At 67.7% G+C, this 14,079-nt stretch carries 14 protein-coding genes; 8 read left to right on the top strand and 6 right to left on the bottom strand.

The features are described from left to right. Positions 1 to 139: 139 nt before the first annotated feature. The 3 genes from KP010_RS15140 to KP010_RS15130 all read left to right on the top strand — a co-directional run bounded on the left by KP010_RS15140 (position 140) and on the right by KP010_RS15130 (position 5,702). Positions 140 to 4,318, top strand: a complete 4,179-nt coding sequence (locus KP010_RS15140) for an SEL1-like repeat protein (protein WP_142861304.1) — start codon at positions 140 to 142, stop codon at positions 4,316 to 4,318. A gap of 198 nt (positions 4,319 to 4,516) precedes the next feature. Next, a complete protein-coding gene (locus KP010_RS15135; protein ID WP_185966357.1) occupies positions 4,517 to 4,792 on the top strand; it encodes a hypothetical protein in 276 nt (91 codons plus the stop codon). A gap of 43 nt (positions 4,793 to 4,835) precedes the next feature. Then, positions 4,836 to 5,702: an ATP-binding protein gene (locus tag KP010_RS15130; protein WP_108917718.1), complete on the top strand. Its 867-nt coding sequence runs from the start codon at positions 4,836 to 4,838 to the stop codon at positions 5,700 to 5,702. On the opposite strand, the gene KP010_RS15125 is transcribed toward KP010_RS15130, so the two are convergent. Next, positions 5,703 to 6,767, bottom strand: coding sequence for an ATP-binding protein (locus tag KP010_RS15125; RefSeq protein ID WP_142861305.1), 1,065 nt, complete (start codon positions 6,765 to 6,767; stop codon positions 5,703 to 5,705). Positions 6,768 to 7,085: 318 nt separating this feature from the next. Further along, positions 7,086 to 7,682 (bottom strand): PAS domain-containing protein, encoded by a 597-nt coding sequence (locus KP010_RS15120; protein ID WP_142861306.1) that lies wholly within the window; start codon positions 7,680 to 7,682, stop codon positions 7,086 to 7,088. A 162-nt stretch (positions 7,683 to 7,844) separates the two neighbouring features. On the opposite strand from KP010_RS15120, the gene KP010_RS15115 reads away from it, so the two are divergent. Then, positions 7,845 to 8,627, top strand: a complete 783-nt coding sequence (locus tag KP010_RS15115) for a rhomboid family intramembrane serine protease (protein ID WP_142861307.1) — start codon at positions 7,845 to 7,847, stop codon at positions 8,625 to 8,627. A gap of 63 nt (positions 8,628 to 8,690) precedes the next feature. Next, positions 8,691 to 9,122 (top strand): CBS domain-containing protein, encoded by a 432-nt coding sequence (locus KP010_RS15110; RefSeq protein WP_142861308.1) that lies wholly within the window; start codon positions 8,691 to 8,693, stop codon positions 9,120 to 9,122. A gap of 42 nt (positions 9,123 to 9,164) precedes the next feature. Here KP010_RS15110 and KP010_RS15105 read toward each other — a convergent pair whose 3' ends face one another. The 4 genes from KP010_RS15105 to folE all read right to left on the bottom strand — a co-directional run bounded on the left by KP010_RS15105 (position 9,165) and on the right by folE (position 12,350). Continuing rightward, positions 9,165 to 10,196, bottom strand: a complete 1,032-nt coding sequence (locus KP010_RS15105) for a patatin-like phospholipase family protein (RefSeq protein WP_142861309.1) — start codon at positions 10,194 to 10,196, stop codon at positions 9,165 to 9,167. A gap of 132 nt (positions 10,197 to 10,328) precedes the next feature. Then, the gene (locus KP010_RS15100) at positions 10,329 to 11,267 is read right to left on the bottom strand and encodes a glutaminase (protein ID WP_142861310.1); all 939 of its coding nucleotides are present in this window, start codon (positions 11,265 to 11,267) and stop codon (positions 10,329 to 10,331) included. 32 nt (positions 11,268 to 11,299) lie between these two features. Further along, entirely contained in the window at positions 11,300 to 11,698 is a 399-nt protein-coding gene (gene hisI, locus KP010_RS15095) for a phosphoribosyl-AMP cyclohydrolase (RefSeq protein ID WP_142861311.1), read from the bottom strand. Between the two features lie 22 nt (positions 11,699 to 11,720). Continuing rightward, a complete protein-coding gene (gene folE, locus KP010_RS15090; RefSeq protein ID WP_142861312.1) occupies positions 11,721 to 12,350 on the bottom strand; it encodes a GTP cyclohydrolase I FolE in 630 nt (209 codons plus the stop codon). 129 nt (positions 12,351 to 12,479) lie between these two features. On the opposite strand from folE, the gene KP010_RS15085 reads away from it, so the two are divergent. The 3 genes from KP010_RS15085 to KP010_RS15075 all read left to right on the top strand — a co-directional run. After that, positions 12,480 to 12,914, top strand: a complete 435-nt coding sequence (locus KP010_RS15085; protein WP_142861313.1) for an iron-sulfur cluster assembly scaffold protein — start codon at positions 12,480 to 12,482, stop codon at positions 12,912 to 12,914. Between the two features lie 269 nt (positions 12,915 to 13,183). Next, positions 13,184 to 13,453: a cobalamin B12-binding domain-containing protein gene (locus KP010_RS15080; RefSeq protein WP_142861314.1), complete on the top strand. Its 270-nt coding sequence runs from the start codon at positions 13,184 to 13,186 to the stop codon at positions 13,451 to 13,453. 28 nt (positions 13,454 to 13,481) lie between these two features. After that, the coding region (locus KP010_RS15075) for an alpha-hydroxy-acid oxidizing protein (RefSeq protein ID WP_216281037.1) at positions 13,482 to 14,079 on the top strand (598 nt) is incomplete at its 3' end.

The raw sequence follows: 14,079 nt of genomic DNA, 5'->3' as shown, positions 1-14,079 counted from the left end.
TATTTACCTTCTTCGAAGGAAATTCCCCGGCGATGGCGTCCCCCGCCCTCACAGCGTTCCGGCGCGATTCGCGCCTCTCGAGTCGTCGCTCGTCCAGTTTTCCCCAGAGCCAACACGGGTCGAGCCCGCCGGATATCCGATGACAGAGGCATTTCCCTGGAGCTTCAAAGGCATACATCACGAGACCCGCGATGTCGCACGCGCTGCGGCGCGGCGCTCGGGCAAGAGCCTTTCGGATTGGCTCGATGATGTGATCCAAGAAAAAGCGCAAGAAAAAGCGCATATCGACGACCGTTCCTTCGCCGTCGACGACGACGATTCCTCCGCTCCGGCGCGTCGCCGCGCGCTGCGCTCTCGCATGTACGGCCGCAATGATCGCGGCCGACTGCGCCGCGACGCTTCGCCGAGGCGCGATTTGCGCGAGGAGGAGCCGGATGAGGATTTCCGCCCGGTTTCGATTCGCAGCCGCGGCTGCGGCGATGTGGACGCCAAAGCCATCGTCGACGACGCCGTCGCCCTTTTCGAACGGCGCTCCGCCGAGAGCGAGCGCAAGACCGCGAACGCCCTCTCCGGCCTCGCCAGGCTGATCGATCGCAACCATTCGAGCCGGGCGCGGCTCGGCGACGATATCGGCGCCGTGATGGAGCGGCTCGGCCATATAGAAGAGCGCATCTCCACCCGTCCCGACGAAGGCGTGAAGCCGATCCGCAGCGCTCTGGCGCGGCTCGAGGCGCGCATCGACAGCCTCTCGAGCGACGACCGCGCCTATGAGTTCGAGAGCGCGCTCGGCGCGCTCGACCAGCGGCTCGCCGATATCGCCGCGCGACTCGACGAGGAGGCCGAGGACCGGCGCCGCGCCGCGGAGGCGCGCCGTCGACAGGAGAGCGACGAGAGCGCGCGCGACAATCGCGAGAGCGAGAGGAGGCAGGAACGCGAGCGTCGCGCTGCGACGCGGCGTCCGCTCGCCGACGCCGTCGCCGAGATCACCGAACGCCAGCGCGCGCTCGGCGAGCAGATCGGCGCCCGCGAGGCGGAAGTCGTCCGGCCGGCGATCGAGGCGCGGCCGGCGATTTTCGACGGTCTCGCCGAATCCATCGAGGCGCTCTCGCGCCAGCTCGCGGCGACGCGCGCCGAGCAGCACGTCCAAGGCGAGCAGCAGGCGGCCGTCGTCGCCCAGATCGATCTTCTGCGCTGCGATCTCGAGGGCCTCTCCCGCGCCCTCGTCGATCTCGCGCCGCGCGCCTCCGTCGCCGCCGTCGAATCCGCTCTGCGCGAGCTGACCGAGCGCGTCGCGGCGCAGCGTCACTATGGCGTCGAGGAAATCGTGTTGGCGCCGATCGAGCGCCTCACCGCCGATCTCGCCTCGGTCTTGCGCGATCTCGATCCGAGCCGGGTCGTCAACGTCCTCTATGAGGAAGTGCGGGCGCTGAACGAAAAGCTCGCCGAGCAGCACGCCGCCGGCGGCGCCGATCGCGCCGCCCTCGACGAGATCGCCGGCGAGACGCGCGAAATTCACGAGCTGCTGAAGGCGGTCGCGCGCCGTCCGCTGCCGATCGAGAAGCTCGAGGCCGGCATCGCCGCGCTTACGACGCAGGTCGACGAGCTCAGCGCCGGCGTCAATGTCGCGACGGCCAAGGATGTGAGCGAGCTCGTGCAGAGCATTCGCTCCATCGTCTCCACCGAGATCGGCGGCTCCTTCGCCGCGCTCGAGCGCCGGCTCGAATATTTCGCAGCCAAGCTCGACAACATCTCGACGAAATCGGGCGGCGGCAAGCGCTTCGACGAGATCAACGAGCGCATCGAGCAGGTCCACAAATCGCTCGCCGCGCGCATAGAGCGCAGCGGCGCGGGCGTCGACGTCGATCAGGTCCAGCAGCTCTTCGCCTCCTTCGCCAAAAAGATCGATGCGGCCGCCGAAGCCAAGATCGTCCATCCCGTGGACGAGCTCGGCCGCAAGATCGAGAAGCTCGAGCAGCGGCTCCACCAGCCCGCCGCTCCCACGCAGCAATCCGCCGATGCGGAGCAATTGCGCGAGATCGCCAAGAATATGGACGAGCTGCGCGCGGAGATGAAACGCAAGCGCGGCGGCTCCGGCGTCGATCCCAATCAGTTCGAGCGGCTGTTCGCCTCGCTGGCCGAGAAGATCGACGCGGCGACAGAGGCCAGAATCGTTCATCCGGGCTTCGACGAGCTCGGCCGCAAGATCGAGAAGCTCGAGCAGCGTTTGCAGCCGGTCGCCGCCGGCGCGCAGAAATCGGCGGGCTCGGAGCAATTGCGGGCGCTCGCCGAGCGTATCGACCATGTCCACGCCGAGCTCGCCGCGCGCATCGATTCGACTGCGCGCCGGCGCGCCGACGACGCCAATCTGCAATTGGCGGAGCTGGTCGGGCAGCTCGCGCAGAAGATGGACGCGGCGCTCGATCCGGACGCCGACCGCACCACTTTCACCGCGCTGGAAGCGCAGATCGGCCGACTGGCGGAGCGGCTCGACCGCTCCGATATCAACGCCGATTCCTTCTCCGCCATAGAGCGCGCGCTCGGCGCGCTGGCGACCAAAGTCGAGGAGACGCGCAGCTCCACCATGCGCGTCGCCGAGATCGCCGCCCGCGAGGCCGCGCAGGATGCGCTGCGCGACGCGACCGCCCTCAGCGGCGTTCCTGGCGGATTGCAGGAGGCGCTGGAAAAGGAGCTCTCCGAGCTCCGCAATTTCCAGGACGAGGCCGGCCATCGCACCAATCAGACGCTCGCCGCCGTCCATGAGACGCTGCAGCGCGTCGTCGAACGTCTCTCCATGTTCGAGGACGAGCTGACCAATCTGCGCAAGGCCAAGCCGGCCGCCGCCGAGGCCCCGCCCCGCGCCGCGGCGCGGGTGAAGCCGGCGGCGCCGGTCGGCGACGTCGAGGACATGCTGCTGGAGCCGGGCGAGCGCCGTCCGCGCCGCGAGCCGACGATCTCCCGCGAGAATGATCGCTCCGGCTCGGTGCAGCAAGATTTCATCGCGGCCGCGCGCCGCGCCGCCCAGCAGGCCGCGGTCGACGCCCAGGCCGCCGCGGCGCAGGGCAAAGCGGCGCAAGGCAAGGCGGCCAAGAAGATCGCCGCCGAGCAGAAACAGGAGCCCGAGCGAGTCGCGGCGACGGGCGGCGGAGTGGGCGCGGCGCTGCAATCGCGGCGTCGGCCGCTGCTGCTCGGCGTCGGCGTGCTGGTGCTGCTCTATGGCGCCTATCAGATCGCCCGCGTCACGCTCGACGATCCGGCGCCGCAGGCCTCCGCCATTCAGGCGGAGCCGAGCGAGGCGACGGCCTCCGTCCCGGCCGAGAAATCGGCGCCGGAAGCCGCCGCGCCCGCGCCTTCCGCCAAGGACGCCGCCGCCGCGGAGCCGAGCGCGCCCGCCGCCGCGACTTCCGCTCCCGCGGCGCTCTCCGCGGCGGAGCCCGCCGCCAAAGCGCCGGCCCTCTCTCCGAAACCGCTCGGCGTCCCCTCGCTCGCGCCCGGAGCTTCGGGCGTCGGCTCCTTCTCGCCTAATCCGCAGGCTCCGGCCCCCGGACGTTTCGGCGCGCAGACCATCGATCCTCTGCCGGTCGGCGCGATCGGAACGCCGGCGGCGACCGCCCCCGTGACGCCGCGCCAGGATGTGTTCGCGACCATCAAGGAGATCGCCGCCTCCGGCGACGCCCATGCGCAATATGAGCTCGGCCTGCGCTATGCGGAGGGCCGCGGCGGCGCGCCGCGCGATCCCAAGCTCGCCTTCCAATGGTTCGAGAAGGCGGCCGACAAGGGCTTCGCCCCGGCGCAATATCGGCTCGGCTCCATCTATGAGAAGGGCATGGGCGTCGAGCGCGACTACGCCAAGGCGCTCTCCTGGTACAAGCGCGCCGCCGACGCCGGCAACGCCCGCGCCATGCATAATCTCGCCGTGCTCTTCGCCGGCGGCGGCGACGGCAAGCCGGACTACGACCAGGCGGCGCAATGGTTCCGCAAGGCGGCCGAATATGGCGTGCGCGACAGCCAGTTCAATCTGGCCATTCTCTGCGCCCGCGGCCTCGGCGTTCCTCAGAATCTGGCGCAGGCATATCTTTGGTTCTCGGCCGCCGCCGCGCAGGGCGACGAGGACGCCGGCAAGAAACGCGACGAGGTGCGCGCCCGGCTCGACTCCAAGGACATGGCGGCCGCCAAGGCGCTGGTCGACGGCTTCCGCCCCAAGCAGCCGGACAGCGCCGCCAATGACGCGCCGCCGCCCCCGGGCGGCTGGGAGAACGCCAAGGCGCCCGCCAAGCCGGAAGGAAAGCCCGTCGGCAAGCCGAAAGTCTCGGCGCTCTGAAAGTCCCTGTGTCGCCGCGGCGACAGGCGGACGGATTTCGACGCCTCGCGCCAGGCCGAGAACGGGCGACGAGCTGAAGACCGCGGCGGTCGCGCTCGCGGCGGCTCCGGCGACGGCTCGCGCGAGACGGGCTATGCCCTCTCCTCGACGTCGAGCGCCACGCGGACCGACACGCCGCTCATCGACACGCCGCAATCGGTGCAGGCGGCGCCGAGCGAGGTCATTCGCGACCGGCAGATTCTCGACGTGCTCGAGGCGGCGCATGGAACGGCAAGGGACGCCTTCCTACGCTGGCAATGGCCGCTTCATTCGGGACAGGCTTTCGGCATGACGGGCACTGATGATGATGGCGAGCGGATTGCTCTGTCCGCTGCTGTTCGTCACCGGACTCATCCGCTGGCTGCAGAAGAGATGCGCCCGGCGCGCTCGTGCGCAGGCGGGATGAATTTCGCGCGCAGTCCGCTTCTGCTATAAGACGGCGCCCGCGCGGCGCCCGTCGCGCGGGCGAGGAGCCCTCATGTCGGATCAGGACAAGCTCGCATTGCTCGAGCGCATCGCCGCCGCGCTGGAGCGGCTCGCCCCGCCGCCGCCGCGCGCGCCGGATTTTTCCTGCGCGGAAGCTTTCGTCTGGCGGGCGGCGCGCGGCGAATTCTCGGCGGTCGCGCAGATCAATCGCGTCGATCTCTCGCTGCTCGAGGGCGTGGCGCGGCAGCGCGATCAGCTCATCGACAATACGCGCCGCTTCGCGCGCGGGCTGCCGGCCAACAACGCTTTGCTGTGGGGCGCGCGCGGCATGGGCAAATCCTCGCTGGTCAAGGCCGTTCATGCGGCCGTCGCGCGCGAGAAGGATTGTTTGCGGCCGCTGAAGCTCATCGAGATTCATCGCGAGGACATAGAGAGCCTGCCGACGCTGCTCGCCATTCTGCGCGAAAAGCCGTTCGGCTTTCTGCTGTTTTGCGACGATCTTTCCTTCGACGGCGCCGAGACGAGCTATAAATCCTTGAAGTCCGTGCTGGAGGGCGGCGTCGAGGGGCGGCCGCGCAACGCCCTCTTCTACGCCACCTCCAACCGGCGGCACTTGTTGCCGCGCGACATGATGGAGAACGAGCGCTCCTCGGCGATCAATCCCGGCGAAGCGGTGGAGGAGAAGGTCTCGCTCTCCGATCGTTTCGGCCTCTGGCTCGGCTTCCACAATTGCTCGCAGGACGATTATCTCGCCATGGTGTTCGGCTACGCCCGCCATCATGGGCTCGATGCGCCGCGAGAAGAGATCGCGCGCGAGGCGCTGGAATGGTCGATCACCCGCGGCGCGCGCTCGGGGCGCGTCGCCTGGCAATATGTGCAGGAGCTCGCCGGACGGCTGGGCAAGCGCCTCGACGGCTGATCAGCTCGCGTCGCGGAGCGGCAGCGCGATGAAGAAGGTCGCGCCGACATCGGGCTGCGCCTCGACGCTGAGGCGCCAGCCATGGCGATCGGCGATCGCCTTGCAGATGGCGAGGCCGACGCCCGAGCCCGGATAATCGACCTTGCTGTGCAATTGTTTCAGCGGCTCGAATATCTTGTGCGCATATTGCGCCTCGAAGCCGATGCCCTCGTCGGCTATGGCGAGGCAGAGTGAATTCTCGTCGCGAAAGGCCCTGACGTCGATCGTCGCCGGCAATCCGGGCTTTCTGTATTTGATGGCGTTGGCGAGAATATTCTGCACCAGACGCTGAAATTGCGTGGCGTCGGCCTCGATGGCGACATCGGGCAGATCGATCTCCACCCGCGCTCTGGTCTCGGCGATCGTCTGCGACAAGGCCGCGAGCGCGAGCTCGATCGCCGCGCGCAGATCGAGCGAGGCGAGCTCGAGCTCATCATTCACGATGCGCGAGAAGGACAGAAGATCCTGCACCAGCGCGCGGGCGCGCAGCGCCGAAAGCCGCATCACCTCATTGGCGCGCAGAATCTCGTCCGTGTCGCGGCGCAGAATGGCCTCCTCCATCAGATCGCCGAAGACCGCGATCTTGCGCAGCGGCTCCTGAAGATCCTGCGAGGCGACGAAGGCGAAACGCGCGAGACGCTCATTGACGCGCTCGAGCTCCTCGGCGCGCGCGATGAGCGCCGCCTCCTCGGCGTTGGTTTCGCGCAGATCGACGATCGTCGCCAGAAGGATCGTCGCGCCGTCGCGCGCGAGCGAGGAGAAATGCGTATCGACCGGAAAGCGCGCCCCGTCGCGGCGAAGGCCTTGCAGGCCGAGATCGGAGCCGCCGGCGACCGGCGACGCTCCCGGCAGCAGAAGGGAGAGCGGCAGGCCGACGATCTCCGCCTCGGCGACAAAGCCGAACATACGGCGCGCCCAGGCGTTGGCGCCGACGATCTTCCCCGATTTGTCGACGAGCAGAAACCCCGCGACTGTCTCATCGAACACGAGTCGACGCCAGTCGTCGGCCGTCGCGGCCTCCGACATTCTCCCTCCTTATGATCGTATCCGGCCGCAGCGCGGTTTCTCCGCGCGCATTATCGAGCTCTCGTCTCTCCGAATACAGTCTCCCTTTGCGGATACTGGCCCGAGGCCCCGCCGAGGTAAAGAAAAAATTGACACGACACTCGCTCGATTTGCCGAATAGCCAGGACTGCGCCGAGTCGAATGTGTTTTGAAGCGATGACAATTCGATTCAATTCAGTTCTATTCTACTCGAACGTCTTCAGCTCGGCCCGCCTGTATTGCAGGGCGGAGTGTGAGCGCCCTTCGTGGCGTTCCTCCCGATCGGGGGCGCGCCGCGCGTCACGCCTTGCCGCCCCTATAGAGAACGAGCTCCGGCCGCCCCGCCGCGGCGGGACGCACCACGCGCCGGCTGGCCGGCTCCAGCAGACGAAAGCGCGCCTTGCTCGGCGCGATGATGCGAAAGGATTTCAGCCGCAGCGGATCGGCCGGGGCGACGCCGAGCCAGCGCGGACGACGGGCGGGCGCGAGAGCGCCGAGGACGCGGGAGTGCGTCTTGCCGAAATGACGCAAGGGCAGCAGGAGCAGCTCGAGCTCCAATAGGTCGCCGTCGTCGCCGGCGCGCCCCTCGACTCCGGCGACCACAGGCGCCACCCCGTCGATGACGGTCAGCATGACCGAGGCGAGCGTGCGACGGTCGTCGGGAGACCACAGATCGAGAAAGGACTTGCCTTTCTGCTCGTCGAGCCAGAGCGCATTGAGCCGTGTGCCGCACAGCCGGATCGGAAAGCGGCCCGCCTCATCGATTTCGATGATGAAGGAGTCGGGCAGCGCCTCGCGAATCTCCGCCGGGTCGATCTCGGATCGCTCGGGAGCCGACCGCGCCCCTTTCAGGCGGCTCCAATAGGCGTAGAGTTGCTGGTTGACCTTGTGTCTCATTTTGTTTCCAAAACGGCGTATCGTGAAGGGCTTTGCGTCGAATCGGCGCGCCCTGCCGCCCGCCCCCGAGCGGCGAGAGCTGAAGAGCAGGCCGCGTGCCAGCGGCAAGGAATCGGTAACCACGCGGAAGGGCTGTCCGCACAATTCGAAGACGGAAGAGACATGAACGAGCGCTTGGGAGCGAGACCCGAGAGAGAGAAAATCCTCAATCTGCCCCGTGAGGTGACGGCGCTGCTCATCGCGCTCGCGGCGATCCAGATCGCTGCGGGCGCGCTGCCGCGATCGTGGGTCTCCGAGATTTTCTCGGCGCTGGCCTTCGTTCCGGCGCGGATTTCCATCGTCCTCGCGCCGGAGGCTTTCATGCGCTCCCTGGCGGGCGAGCTCGCGCCCGGCGTCGAGGCCGGCGATATCGCCGAGGCTCTGGGCGCCGAGCATCTGCCCTGGTGGACTTTCGTGACCTATGCGCTGCTGCACGCCAATTGGACGCATCTCGCCGTCAATGGCGTGACGCTCGCGGCCTTCGGCTCGCCTCTCGCGCGCCGTTTCGGCGCGGCGCGCTTCCTCGCCTTTCTGGCATTGACGGCGGCGGCGGGCGCGGCGGCGCATTTCGCGGTCCATCCCTTCGATCTCGGTCCGGTCGTCGGCGCCTCCGCCGCCATCTCGGGAACCATGGCGGCGAGCGCGCGTTTCGCTTTCGCCCAGGATGCGCAGTTCGGCGTCCCGCACGAGTCGCGGCGCGCGGCGAGCCTCGCCGAGCTCTGGTCCAACCGGCGCGCGCTCGCTTTCGTCGGACTCTGGTTCGCGGTCAATCTGATCTTCGGCCTGTTCCCCGGGGCGGCGGGGTCGACGGAGCAGATCGCCTGGGAGGCGCATGTCGGAGGCTTCGCGGCCGGCCTTTTGCTGTTCGGCGCATTCGACCGCCGGCGCGAGGGAGGCCGTGAGTAACCGCAACAACTAGCCGCAGGTCGAGAGCAATAAGATAAACTAGCGAGAGGGGAGGGATTTCATATGAACGTCGCCCGCATACTCGCCCGCAAGGGGGCGGAGGTCGTCACCATCGCGCCAGGACGGACATTGCTGCAAGTGGCGGAGGAGCTGACCCGCCGCGGCATCGGCGCGCTCGTCGTCGTCGACGATGATGACGAGGTCGTCGGCCTCATCACCGAGCGCGATATCGTCGGCGCCATAGCGCGCCGTGGCGTCGAGGCGCTCTGCGACGAGGTCGCGCGCTTCATGACCGTCGATCCCATGTCGATCGGCGAGGATCATACGCTGGAAGCGACGATGGAGGCGATGACGGTGGAGCGCCGCCGTCATCTGCCGGTTCTGCGCGAGGGGCGTCTCGCGGGCCTCGTCTCGATCGGCGATGTGGTCAAATGCCGTATCGACGAGATCGAGTCCGAGCGCCAGGAGCTGCGCGCCTATATAGCGACGGCCTGAGAGCCGCTCCGCCAGGGTGACGCCGGAGCCGCTTTCGGCGGCTCACGGCGTCGCGCCGACCAGCGGTATATGGGCGAAGATGTTGGGCAGCGAGCGTTTCGTCGCCTCGTGGCCGAGCTCGATCAATTCCTCGGCGCGGTGGAAGTCGAACATGCCGACGTCCTCGTGGCGGGCGTGGATGGTGGCGTCCGGCGGATCGCCCGCCATGCGCGAGCGCAAGATGCGATCCTGAATGATGTTGAAGGCGTCGATCATCGAGGCCGCGACATTGGGCGCGGCGCCGGGGCGGCGCTGGAAATAGCGCGGCAGCAGATGCGCCGCGAGGCCCGGCTCCGAGGCGTCGACGAAAGGCGCGCTTTCTTTCGCGCGGCCGCCGGCGGCATGGGCGTGGTGGTCGTGGATCACATGGGAGCGATACATCGTATCGGCGGTGACATTGACCGCTATCACGAAATCGGCGCCCAGCGCCCGGCAGACTGTGATCGGAATCGGATTGACGAGCGCGCCGTCGAAGAGCCAGCGGTCGCCGATGCGCACCGGCTCGAAAATTCCGGGCAGAGCGTAGGAGGCGCGCACCGCCGGCGCCAGCGCGCCGCGCTTCAGCCAGACCTCGTGCCCCGTGCCGACCTCGGTGGCGACGGCGGCGAAGCGGAGCGGCAGGTCCTCGATCGAAAGATCGGTCAGCTCTTTCTCGAGCGCCGCGCGCAGGCGCTCGCCGCCGATGAGGCTCATGCCGGAAAAGGAGATATCCATGAAAGTGAAGACGCGCCTTTTGGTCATTGAGCGCGCGAAGGCTTCTACGGCGTCGAGCTTGCCGGCCGCGTAGCAGGCGCCGACCACGGCGCCGATGGAGGTGCCGGCGACCACATCGGGCACAATGCCATGCGCCGCCAATTCGCGCAGCACGCCGATATGCGACCAGCCGCGCGCCGCGCCGGCGCCGAGCGCGAGGCCGATCTTGGGCCGGGCGGTCGCGGGCGGGGGCGTCGGCTCGCGCGCGATGGGCGGCGCATCGACGCCGCCGCCGCCATCCGGCGCCCATCTGTCGAAGGGATTGCGAAAAAAGGCCGTCATCGCGCCTCTCCTGCTTCGCCGTCTCCGCCCGTCTTGGTTTTTCTTATATTGGGCGGAAGGCTGCGCGCATAAAGTAGCGGGGCGGTTAACGGCGCCGTCGCGGCGGCGAGGGGGCTGGATCGGCGGCTCGGCTCAGGCCGGCTCGGTTCCGAAGATCGACCAGCCCATGCGCCGCGCCAGCTTCTCCAGCGCGATGCGGCCGAGATGGGAGTTGCCATTGGCGTCGAGGCCCGGCGACCAAACCGCGATCGAGGCTCTGCCGGGCGCGACGGCCAATATGCCGCCGCCGACGCCGCTCTTGCCGGGCAGGCCGACGCGATAGGCGAATTCGCCGGAGCCGTCATAATGGCCGCAGGTCAGCATCAAGGCGTTGATGCGGCGGGCGCGCTCGGGCGAGACCACCGACGATCCGGTGGAGGGGATACGGCCGGAATGGGCGAGATAGCGCCCCGCCATCGCCAGCTGCCGGCAGGTCATGGCGATGGCGCAATGGTGGAAATAGACGCCGAGCGTGAAATCCACCGGATTGGCGATCACGCCGAAGGATTTCATATAATTGGCGAGCGCTATGTTGCGAAAGCCGGTGCGTTTCTCCGATTCCGCCACCGCCCGGTCGACATAGATCGTCTCGTCCTGGGCCAAAAATTGCAAAAAGCGCAAAATCTCGCCCAGCGCCTCGCGCGGCTGATGGCCGGACAGGATCACATCCGTCACCGCTATGGCGCCGGCGTTGATGAAGGGATTGCGCGGCACGCCGCGCTCGCGCTCCAGCTGCACGATGGAGTTGAACGGATTGCCGGAGGGCTCGCGGCCGACGCGCCGCCACAGAAGATCGCCGACCATGCCGAGCGCCAGCGTCAGCGTGAAGACCTTGGAAATGCTCTGTATCGAGAAAGGCGTGTCGGCGTCGCCCCCGGCGACGGCGTTTCCATCGGCGTCGATGACGACAATACCGAAAGCGCCGGGATCGACGCCCGCCAGCTCGGGGATGTAGCTCGCGACCTCGCCGCGATCCGGCCGCGCCGCCATTTCGGCGGCGATCTCCTGCACGGCTGCTTCGAGTTCGGTCACGACTGCCTCACGAGCGCCCGAGCGGAAGACGTTCAGTCTCGGAAAACGAGGCGCGGGGTCGCGCCGCCTTCGACGCGGCGATAGAAGCAGGATTTTCGTCCCGTATGGCAGGACTTGCCGTCGCCGCCGGGCTCGACCGTCATCAGCAGCGCGTCCTGGTCGCAATCGACCTCGAGCGACACCACCCTCTGCACCTGGCCGGAGGTGTCGCCTTTGCGCCACAGGCTCTGCCGGGAGCGCGACCAATAATGGGCGATCCCGGTCTCCAGCGTCTTGGCGAGCGCCAGCTCGTTCATATAGGCGACCATGAGCACGTCCCTGGTCGCCGCCTCGACGGTGACGCAGACGATGAGCCCCTGGGCGTCGTAGCGCGGCGCGAAGGCGAGTCCTTCTTCGAGCGCATGGGCCTCGGCCGGCGGCAGAGCGGACATGAAACGTCTCCCGAAAGGGGGCTCAGCGGCCGCCGCGCAGCAGCGTGTAGAAATGCACCTGCTCGGCCGGATCGTCGCGGAACACGCCCGAGAACTGCACCGTCACCGTGGAGGAGCCCTGTTTCATCACGCCGCGCATGGACATGCACATATGCTCCGCCTCCACCAGCACGGCGACGCCGCGCGGCGTCAGATGCTGGTTGATCGCGGTGGCGATTTGCGCCGTCATCGCCTCCTGCGTCTGCAACCTGCGGGCGTAGACGTCGACCAGCCGCGCCAGCTTGGAGAGGCCGACGACGCCGCCGGTCGGATAATAGGCGATATGCGCCTTTCCGACAAAGGGGACGACGTGATGCTCGCAATGCGAGAAAAACGGAATGTCGCGGACCAGCACGAGGTCGTCATAGCCTTCGACCTCCTCGAAGACGCGGGCCAACTCCTCGCCGGCGTCCTCCTGATAGCCGCGGAAGAATTCCTCATAGGCCTTCACGACGCGGCGCGGCGTCTCCTTGAGGCCTTCGCGGTCGGGATTGTCGCCCGCCCAGCGCAGCAGCACGCGCACCGCCGCCTCCGCTTCCTCGCGGGTCGGACGTTCCACGGGCGTGTCGGCCGTCTCTTTACGGTCGAGCAAGGACTTAACCACGGCATCCATGTGGCGCCTCCAGAAAGACTACGGGCCCGACCACTTCGGGGAAGACGGCCGCTTTCAACGCGGCCTGCGGAATTATATACTCAGTGGAAGGAATCCACGTAACCCCCCGCTAGCAACTTATCGGCCACAATGCTCGATCAAGTCTACAACCAGCGCATACTGGAGCTCGCCGCGCAGACGCCGCGCATCGGTCGTCTCGCCGCTCCAGACGCGAGCGCCACCGCCCATTCCAAGCTGTGCGGATCGACCGTGACGGTCGATCTCACCCTGTCGGATGGAAAAGTGGCGGATTTCGCACATGAGGTCAAAGCCTGCGCTCTCGGCCAGGCGGCCTCCTCGATCATGGCGCGCAACATTGTCGGCTCCACGCCGCAAGAGCTGCGCGACCTGCGCGAGACCGTCCGCAAGATGTTGAAGGAAAACGGCGCTCCACCCCAGGGAAAATGGGAGGACATCGCCGTTCTGGAGCCGGTGCGCGATTTCAAATCGCGTCACGCCTCGACGCTCCTGACCTTCGACGCCGTCGTGGACGCGATCGGCCAGATCGAGAAACGACAGGGCTGAGGGGGACGCTTCGGCGTTCCCCAGAGCGATCGCATGAAGGTTTCCTCATCCTGAGGAGGCGGCGCAGCCGCCGTCTCGAAGGACGAGGAAATCGTCGGCGCGGCCTTCTGGAACTCCCCCTCGTCCTTCGAGACGCCCGCTTCGCGGGCTCCTCAGGATGAGGGGGAGTGTGACTGCCGATCGCCCTCGAGGCGCCGCTCGGGCCGGCGCGAGAGCCGGCTCGTCTCCGACGGGCCGGCGACGATGGCGCGCGCCATGGGAGAATGCGAGTGCCGACGACCTATCTCCCGCGCGTCACTGCGGCCGATCACGAGCTTTTGCGTCACAGCGTCGATAATTATCCCGCCGACACTCACGAAAAATGGCTTCGCCTCCAAGCGAAGGAAATCGCCAATTGGCGCGCGAGCGGCTGGGATGTCGTCATGATCGACGTCAGCGCCGAGGATTTCGACCGCTATTGCCGCGAAACCCGAGCGAGCCCCAATTTCCATACGTTCCGCGGAATCGCCTCCGCCAAGGCGATCGGCAAATTCGCATGAGCGCCGCGCAATCCTCGAAGGACCCGCGATGATTATTTCCTCCGCCGCCGATTATCGCGAGGCCGCGCGGCGGCGCCTGCCGCGCTTTCTCTTCGACTATATAGACGGCGGCGCCGGCGCCGAGCGCACGCTCGCCGCCAATATGGCCGATCTCCAGAGCGTCGCTCTGCGCCAGCGCGTGATGCAGGGCGTCGCGAATGTCGATCTTTCCACTGAGTGGCTCGGCGTCGCGGCGGATTTGCCGGTGCTGATCGCGCCCATCGGCATGTCCGGCATGTTCGCGCGGCGCGGCGAGGTCCAGGGCGCGCGGGCGGCGGCGAAAAAGGGCGTGCCCTTCATTCTCTCCACCCTCTCCGTCTGCCCGCTGGAGGAGGTCGCCGCGGCGAGCGCGCGGCCGATCTGGCTGCAGCTCTATATGCTGAAAGATCGCGGCTTCATGGAGAATATGCTGGCGCGGGCGCGAGCGACGGGGATAGAGCATCTCGTCTTCACCGTCGATCTGCCGGCGCTCGGAATTCGCTATCGCGACGCGCATTCCGGCATGGCCGGGCCATTCGCGCCGCAGCGGCGCCGATCGTGCCCCAGAGCGTGGTGTAGCTCTGGTCGGTCCCGTCGAGGGGCTCCGG

This window comes from Methylosinus sp. KRF6 (genome assembly GCF_018887255.1).
In the GTDB taxonomy this organism is placed as follows: domain Bacteria; phylum Pseudomonadota; class Alphaproteobacteria; order Rhizobiales; family Beijerinckiaceae; genus Methylosinus; species Methylosinus sporium.
The sequence above is the reverse complement of the archived record's forward strand: the minus strand, read 5'-3'. Positions and strand labels throughout refer to the sequence as shown.

Coding starts and splice junctions, on each gene's coding strand:
- KP010_RS15085 (WP_142861313.1), top strand. CDS start 12,480: ATGCTCGATCAAGTCTACAACCAGCGCATACTGGAGCTCGCCGCGCAG.
- KP010_RS15110 (WP_142861308.1), top strand. CDS start 8,691: ATGAACGTCGCCCGCATACTCGCCCGCAAGGGGGCGGAGGTCGTCACC.
- KP010_RS15130 (WP_108917718.1), top strand. CDS start 4,836: ATGTCGGATCAGGACAAGCTCGCATTGCTCGAGCGCATCGCCGCCGCG.
- KP010_RS15125 (WP_142861305.1), bottom strand. CDS start 6,767: ATGTCGGAGGCCGCGACGGCCGACGACTGGCGTCGACTCGTGTTCGAT.
- KP010_RS15105 (WP_142861309.1), bottom strand. CDS start 10,196: ATGACGGCCTTTTTTCGCAATCCCTTCGACAGATGGGCGCCGGATGGC.
- hisI (WP_142861311.1), bottom strand. CDS start 11,698: ATGTCCGCTCTGCCGCCGGCCGAGGCCCATGCGCTCGAAGAAGGACTC.
- KP010_RS15120 (WP_142861306.1), bottom strand. CDS start 7,682: ATGAGACACAAGGTCAACCAGCAACTCTACGCCTATTGGAGCCGCCTG.
- folE (WP_142861312.1), bottom strand. CDS start 12,350: ATGGATGCCGTGGTTAAGTCCTTGCTCGACCGTAAAGAGACGGCCGAC.
- KP010_RS15140 (WP_142861304.1), top strand. CDS start 140: ATGACAGAGGCATTTCCCTGGAGCTTCAAAGGCATACATCACGAGACC.
- KP010_RS15115 (WP_142861307.1), top strand. CDS start 7,845: ATGAACGAGCGCTTGGGAGCGAGACCCGAGAGAGAGAAAATCCTCAAT.